The sequence below is a fragment of the Geobacillus sp. ZGt-1 genome, assembly GCF_001026865.1.
Lineage (GTDB): Bacteria > Bacillota > Bacilli > Bacillales > Anoxybacillaceae > Geobacillus > Geobacillus thermoleovorans.
Map to the genome: position 1 here is coordinate 33860 of NZ_LDPD01000028.1, position 6713 is coordinate 40572.

9 protein-coding genes are annotated in these 6713 nt (G+C 53.2%); all 9 read right to left on the reverse strand.

Annotated elements, in window-relative coordinates; all coding sequences use genetic code 11:
- The coding region (gene atpD / locus VU18_RS14615) for a F0F1 ATP synthase subunit beta (protein ID WP_047758401.1) at positions 1–1180 on the reverse strand (1180 nt) is incomplete at its 3' end.
- Positions 1181–1207: 27 nt separating this feature from the next.
- Positions 1208–2065: an ATP synthase F1 subunit gamma gene (atpG, locus tag VU18_RS14620; protein WP_011232826.1), complete on the reverse strand. Its 858-nt coding sequence runs from the start codon at positions 2063–2065 to the stop codon at positions 1208–1210.
- Positions 2066–2132: 67 nt separating this feature from the next.
- The gene (atpA, locus tag VU18_RS14625) at positions 2133–3641 is read right to left on the reverse strand and encodes a F0F1 ATP synthase subunit alpha (protein ID WP_011232827.1); all 1509 of its coding nucleotides are present in this window, start codon (positions 3639–3641) and stop codon (positions 2133–2135) included.
- A 24-nt stretch (positions 3642–3665) separates the two neighbouring features.
- A complete protein-coding gene (locus tag VU18_RS14630; RefSeq protein WP_011232828.1) occupies positions 3666–4202 on the reverse strand; it encodes a F0F1 ATP synthase subunit delta in 537 nt (178 codons plus the stop codon).
- Positions 4199–4732, reverse strand: coding sequence for a F0F1 ATP synthase subunit B (locus VU18_RS14635; protein ID WP_011232829.1), 534 nt, complete (start codon positions 4730–4732; stop codon positions 4199–4201). The genes VU18_RS14630 and VU18_RS14635 overlap by 4 nt, the downstream gene beginning before the upstream one ends.
- A gap of 120 nt (positions 4733–4852) precedes the next feature.
- Positions 4853–5071 carry a F0F1 ATP synthase subunit C gene (gene atpE, locus VU18_RS14640; RefSeq protein WP_011232830.1) on the reverse strand — a complete coding sequence of 73 codons (219 nt, stop codon included), beginning with the start codon at positions 5069–5071 and terminating at the stop codon, positions 4853–4855.
- 71 nt (positions 5072–5142) lie between these two features.
- Positions 5143–5856, reverse strand: coding sequence for a F0F1 ATP synthase subunit A (gene atpB, locus VU18_RS14645; protein WP_011232831.1), 714 nt, complete (start codon positions 5854–5856; stop codon positions 5143–5145).
- A 17-nt stretch (positions 5857–5873) separates the two neighbouring features.
- Positions 5874–6257, reverse strand: a complete 384-nt coding sequence (locus VU18_RS14650) for an ATP synthase subunit I (protein ID WP_011232832.1) — start codon at positions 6255–6257, stop codon at positions 5874–5876.
- Between the two features lie 4 nt (positions 6258–6261).
- The gene (locus tag VU18_RS14655) at positions 6262–6483 is read right to left on the reverse strand and encodes an AtpZ/AtpI family protein (protein WP_011232833.1); all 222 of its coding nucleotides are present in this window, start codon (positions 6481–6483) and stop codon (positions 6262–6264) included.
- Between the last annotated feature and the right edge of the window lie 230 nt (positions 6484–6713).

Consider the following 6713-nt stretch of genomic DNA (forward strand, 5'->3'; position numbering starts at 1 on the left):
CCGACAGTTCATCCATCCCCAAGATGGCGATGATGTCTTGCAATTCTTTATAACGTTGCAGCGTTTGCTGCACTTTGCGGGCGACTTGGTAGTGCTCCTCGCCGACGATTTCCGGCGCCAACGCACGCGATGTCGAAGCGAGCGGGTCAACGGCCGGATAAATCCCCATCTCCGCGAGCTTCCGCTCCAGGTTCGTCGTCGCATCCAAGTGCGAGAACGTCGTGGCCGGAGCCGGGTCCGTATAGTCGTCGGCCGGGACGTAAATCGCTTGAATCGAGGTGATCGATCCTTTCGCCGTCGACGTGATCCGCTCTTGCAATTGACCCATCTCCGTCGCCAATGTCGGTTGGTAACCAACGGCCGACGGCATGCGGCCTAACAGCGCCGACACTTCCGAACCGGCCTGCGTGAAACGGAAGATGTTATCGATAAAGAGCAACACGTCTTGGCCTTGTTCATCACGGAAGTATTCGGCCATCGTCAAGCCGGTCAAGGCGACGCGCATCCGCGCCCCCGGCGGCTCATTCATTTGTCCGAACACCATGGCCGTTTTGCTGATGACGCCGGAATCTTTCATCTCATGGTACAAGTCGTTTCCTTCGCGCGTCCGTTCGCCGACGCCAGCAAAGACGGAAATCCCGCCGTGCTCTTGGGCGATGTTGTGGATCAGCTCTTGAATCAAGACCGTTTTTCCTACGCCAGCGCCGCCGAACAAACCGATTTTTCCGCCTTTAATATACGGGGCAAGCAAGTCAACGACTTTAATCCCCGTTTCCAAAATTTCGACTTCCGTCGCCAATTCCTCGAATTTTGGCGCCGGACGGTGAATCGGGTCGCGGCGGGCGTCAGCCGGAATGTCGCCTTCCAAGTCGATCGGCTCGCCCAAGACGTTGAACACGCGGCCAAGCGTGACTTCGCCGACCGGCACCGAAATCGGTGCACCGGTATCGATGACTTCCATGCCGCGGATGAGGCCGTCTGTGGACGCCATCGCGATCGTCCGTACTGTATCATCGCCAAGGTGCAAGGCGACTTCCAATGTCAAGTCGATGTCGACTTCGTTTTCGTTGCGCGCTTTATGTTGAATTTTCAGGGCGTTGTAGATCGCCGGCAAGTGGCCGTTCTCAAACTTGACGTCTACAACCGGACCCATGACTTGGATAACGCGTCCTCTTGTCATCGTTTTCCCTCCTAACTTGCTAGTCCGCTATTGCAAGGCGTTTGCTCCGGCGACAATTTCCGTAATTTCTTGCGTAATCGCCGCTTGGCGAGCGCGGTTGTAGGAAAGCGTCAATGTGCGAATGAGCTCGTTCGCATTGTCCGTTGCGTTCTTCATCGCCGTCATGCGGGCGGCGTGTTCGCTTGCTTTTGCATCGAGCAATGCGCCGTAAATGAGGCTTTCCGCATACTGCGGCAATAAGACGTCCAAAATTTCTTCTTGCGACGGTTCAAATTCGTACACCGTGCGCTGCTTATTCTCCGCCAAGTCAGTGAGCGGCAGAAGCTTCCGTTCCGTCACCTCTTGCTGGATCGCGCTCACGTAATGGTTGTAATACATATACAGCTCGTCAAACGTACCGTCGGCGAATAACCCAACCGTTTTGCGGGCGATTTCTTTAATATCGGCAAACGACGGCTGGTCCGGCAAGCGGGTGATGTCGAGAATGACCGGCATGTTCCGCTTGCGGAAAAAGCTCAACCCGACGCGGCCGATGACGATGATCGCATATTCGTCCGGAGAAGCATGGCGTTTTTGGATCGTTTGGTACACGAGGCGCAGCACGTTGCTGTTGTACGCGCCAGCCAGACCGCGATCCGACGTGATCACGAGATACCCGGTCTTTTTCACCGGGCGCGAAACGAGCATCGGATGCGAAGCCCCCCCGGCGCCAAGCGCCACATTAGCCACGACTTCTTGAATTTTCTCCATATATGGAACGAACGATTTCGCGTTTTGCTCCGCTCGGTTCAGCTTCGACGTCGAGACCATTTCCATCGCTTTTGTAATTTGGCTTGTCTTCTTCGTCGCATTGATGCGCGTTTTAATATCGCGTAACGATGCCAAAGGTTTCACCACCTTTTTGCTGCACGGGTTCTAACAGGCGTGAGGGGGCGATATGCCCCCGCCGGTCTTATTGTGAAACGACAAACGTTTTCTTGAACGCTTCGATCGCTTTATTGAGATCGTCTTCGTTCGGAAGATCTTTCGTCGTGCGGATGTGCTCAAGCAAGTGTTGGCCGTTTTGGTCGAGCCACAAGTAAAACTCTTTCTCGAAACGGCGCACATCTTCAACCGGAATGTCGTCCAAAAAGCCGCGCGTCAATGCATAGATGATCAACACTTGTTTTTCGACCGGAATCGGCTGATGCAAATCTTGCTTCAGCACTTCGACCGTGCGCGCCCCGCGGGCGAGCTTCGCCTGCGTCGCTTTATCGAGGTCGGAGCCGAATTGGGCGAACGCTTCGAGCTCACGGTAAGCGGCCAAGTCCAAACGAAGCGTCCCGGCTACTTTTTTCATCGCTTTGATTTGCGCTGCCCCACCGACGCGCGAAACGGACAACCCTGCGTTGATCGCTGGGCGGACGCCGGAGAAGAACAAGTCCGATTGCAAGAAAATTTGCCCGTCCGTAATCGAGATGACGTTCGTCGGAATGTACGCGGAAATGTCGCCCGCTTGCGTTTCGACGAACGGAAGCGCAGTCAACGAACCGCCGCCTTTGGCATCGCTCAATTTCGCTGCGCGCTCAAGCAGGCGGGAGTGCAAGTAGAAAATATCCCCCGGATACGCTTCACGGCCCGGCGGACGGCGAAGCAAGAGCGACAATTCACGGTATGCCGCGGCTTGTTTCGATAAATCGTCATAGACCACTAACACGTGTTGGCCTTTATACATGAAATACTCGCCCATCGCCACACCGGCATACGGCGCCAAGAACAAAAGCGGAGCCGGCTGCGACGCCGAAGCGGTGACGACGATCGTATAGTCGAGCGCGCCGTGTTTGCGGAGCGTTTCGACAACGGTGCGGACCGTCGATTCTTTTTGCCCGATGGCGACATAAATACAAATCATGTTTTGGTCTTTTTGGTTGATGATCGTGTCAATGGCGACGGACGTTTTCCCCGTTTGCCGGTCGCCGATGATGAGTTCGCGCTGGCCGCGGCCGATCGGCACGAGCGCGTCGATCGCTTTAATCCCGGTTTGCAGCGGCTCATGCACCGATCTCCGGTCCATAACGCCCGGCGCCGGGCTCTCGATCGGGCGCGTTTCCGTCGTTTCCACCGGCCCTAATCCGTCAACAGGCTGACCGAGTGGGTTGACGACGCGGCCGATGAGCGCTTCCCCAACGGGCACTTCCATGATCCGGCCCGTACGGCGCACTTCGTCCCCTTCTTTAATGCCGGTGTACGGTCCTAAAATAACGATACCGACGTTGTTTTCTTCCAAGTTCAACGCCATGCCCATCACGCCGTTGGCAAACTCGACGAGCTCGCCGGACATGACGTTATCGAGCCCATGAGCGCGCGCGATCCCGTCGCCGACTTGGATGACGGTGCCGACGTCGCTCACTTGGATTTGCGATTCATAGTTTTCAATCTGCTGCTTAATGAGCGCGCTGATTTCTTCCGCTCGAATGCTCATGCCTTTCACCCCTGTCTTCAAATGTTAGCCGATCAGCTGCCGCCGAATCCGTTCAAGCTGCCCGCTGACGCTGCCGTCGTAAATGCGGTTGCCGATGCGCAGCTTCACGCCGCCGATGAGTTCCGGATCAATGATATTTTCAATCTCAAGCGTCTGTTTGCCGACTTTTTGGGCAAAGACGTCGGAAAGCGCCCGCAGTTCTTCGTCCGTCAACGGCCGCGCCGAATAGGCGACCGCCTTGGCGATGCCACGCGCATCGTCGACTAGGGCGAGAAACTGTTCCGCCAGCTCGGGCACAAGGCCGAAGCGATGGCGCTCCAGAAGAAGGAGAAGCGTGTTTTGCACCGGGGTGGACACACCGGCGAACGCTTCGCGGATGAGCGCTTTTTTCTGATCCAAGGAAAGTTTCGGATACGAAAGAAGCGATAAAAACTCGCCGTTTTCCGCCAACGCCTGGCGCACGGCGCGAACATCTTCTTCGATTCGATCAAGCTGTCCTTGTTCGAGCGCGATTTGGAACAAAGCGGACGCGTACCGTTTGGCGATCACTTCTTGGTTCATCGCGCTCCTCCTGCCTCTTGAACGTCTTTGATGTACGCTTCGATCAGCTTGCGTTGATCTTGCTCGGTCAGCTCTTTTTCAATCACTTTTGAGGCGATCAAGACAGACAACGAGGCCACTTGTTCGCGGAGCGCGGCCATCGCCTGTTCTTTTTCACGCTCGATTTCTTTTTTCGCTACTTCTTTCACCCGTTCCGCTTCCGCACGGGCCGAGGCGACAATTTGTTCTTTCTGCTCTTCAGCCAGCTTGCGCGCGTTTTCAATGAGCGCTTGCGCTTCTTGGCGCGACTGCTTCATCAGTTCGCGCTGTTCTTCAAGAAGTTTTTCTGCTTCTTGACGGCGTTTTTCCGCCTGGTCGATTTCGTTCGCGATATGTTCTTCACGTTGTTTCATGATATTCATTAACGGCTGCCAAGCGAATTTGCGCAACAAGGCCAGCAAAATGATGAACATCAGCAATTGGTAAATAATCGTGCCGCCGCTGATGCCATGCGCCGCTTCGCCGAGCACCCATACGTTTGCCTTCCACAACACCGCGTTTCACTCCTTTCGACAGCTATCGCACCGACGCGATCTCGCAAAACCGCACATAAAGGAATGGCGAAGGTGGTCGTTGACACGAACTTCGCCATCACTTTCCATATCGATTTCTTATCGACCTAAGTAAATGAACGAGAAGACGACACCGATGATCGGAAGCGCCTCAACCAACGCGACCCCGATGAACATCGTCGTTTGCAAAACCGGACGCAATTCTGGTTGACGAGCAATCCCTTCGATGGTACGGCTGACGATCAACCCGTTGCCGATGCCGGCGCCTAACGCCCCCAAACCTACCGCAATCGCAGCTGCAAGTACACCCAAACTCATGTTGATAGATCCTCCTTCGCAATGTTTAAAGTAATGTTTCATTCAAGTCTTGCTCTAATGAAAAGGAATGCTCAATGGTCATGACTGACCTTATGAGCCATATAAACCATTGTTAACATCGTAAAAATGAACGCCTGAATCGTTCCGACAAAAATACTGAACGCTTGCCACACCATCATCGGGATGGCTGCGCCAACAGCGCCAAGCACACCGTAATGCGTGCCAAGGCTGGCGAGCAAGCCAAGCAAAATTTCCCCAGCGTAAATGTTCCCGAAAAGACGCAAACCGAGCGTCAGCGTGTTGGCAAACTCTTCGATGATTTTAAGCGGGAACAACCAGGCGACTGGACGGGTGTAATCGCGCAAATAGTCGGACGCCCCTTTCATTTTGACGCCATAGTAGTGGGTGAGGCCGACGACCATCACCGCCAGCGTCAACGTAACGGTCGCATCCGCGGTCGGCGATTTCCACCAAAGTTCACCGTTTACGTGGACGGAAAACGGCAGTCCAAGCATATTGGCCACAAACACATACATGATGAGCGTGACGCCCAGCGTCAAAAAGCGGCCGCCCGTTTGCCAATCCATCGTGCTGTTAATGATGCCTCTGACAAAGTCAAAGACCCACTCCATAAAGTTTTGCATCCCCGTCGGGCGCAGCTGAAGCGAGCGAGTAGCCGCAACAGCAATGATGAAAACGATCAAGCTCGTGATCGTAATCATCAACATATCAGATAAATTAAACGTAAGGCCTAAAAATTCGACAAGCGGCGCTTTATGCTCCATCCTCTCTCACCTCGCTTTCATACCTGCAGCTTGTCGTTTTTCCATTTGTGAAAGAAGAAATCTATTATAATGACAATGTAGGATGTCATTAATCCCAAAACGGTTGGCACGATATGGAAATATTGCGGATACGTCAGAACAATGACAGCAGCCAACGCGGCAAGCGCCAAACGCGATAAGGTGCCTAATGTGCGCACTTTTTTGCGCGCCGCCACCGCTTGTCCGAATTTTTCGATTTTCCAGGTTAAGTTCCAAACCATGAGGAGGCTGATCGATGTGCCGAGAATCAAGCTGAGAAAAACGGTTTTATACGGCGTAAATCCAAAGCCGAGCGTATAGATGGCGAGCAAATACAATATGTACCTAACTTGCCGCAAAAACACCGTTTGAAGACTTCCCATTTTATTACTCCTCAGAGAAATATTGGCGGATCAAGCGCAACATGGCATACACGCCGGCCGCCAGTCCGAGCAAAAGGCCGACGATCAAAAAGATCGGCTCGGTGCCAAATCGATCATCGATCCATCTCCCGCCGAAAACGCCGACCAAAATCGAACCGACAAGTTGGGAGACGATGGCGGACATCAACGCCATGGCTTGAAACGGGTGGCGCTGTTTTGGGGACATGCCAACACACCCTTTAACATAATGAAAACCTTCTCAATCTACCCCTTGTAAAGGATACAATACGGCCTGGTCAATGTCAATGTGTTTCCACGTAAAACCTCATTCACATAGGGCAAATATTAATAATTTGTGACAATTTCTCATTTTCTTCTCACAATGATGATGTATAATGATATATTTTATTTTTAGCCTATTTTCCTTTTCATGATTCTATATAGATGCAATTTGAA

Excerpts from the sequence above, each read along its gene's own strand:
- atpA (WP_011232827.1), bottom strand. The coding sequence starts at position 3,641 with ATGAGCATTCGAGCGGAAGAAATCAGCGCGCTCATTAAGCAGCAGATT.
- VU18_RS14630 (WP_011232828.1), bottom strand. The coding sequence starts at position 4,202 with ATGAACCAAGAAGTGATCGCCAAACGGTACGCGTCCGCTTTGTTCCAA.
- atpE (WP_011232830.1), bottom strand. The coding sequence starts at position 5,071 with ATGAGTTTGGGTGTACTTGCAGCTGCGATTGCGGTAGGTTTGGGGGCG.
- atpB (WP_011232831.1), bottom strand. The coding sequence starts at position 5,856 with ATGGAGCATAAAGCGCCGCTTGTCGAATTTTTAGGCCTTACGTTTAAT.
- VU18_RS14650 (WP_011232832.1), bottom strand. The coding sequence starts at position 6,257 with ATGGGAAGTCTTCAAACGGTGTTTTTGCGGCAAGTTAGGTACATATTG.
- VU18_RS14655 (WP_011232833.1), bottom strand. The coding sequence starts at position 6,483 with ATGTCCCCAAAACAGCGCCACCCGTTTCAAGCCATGGCGTTGATGTCC.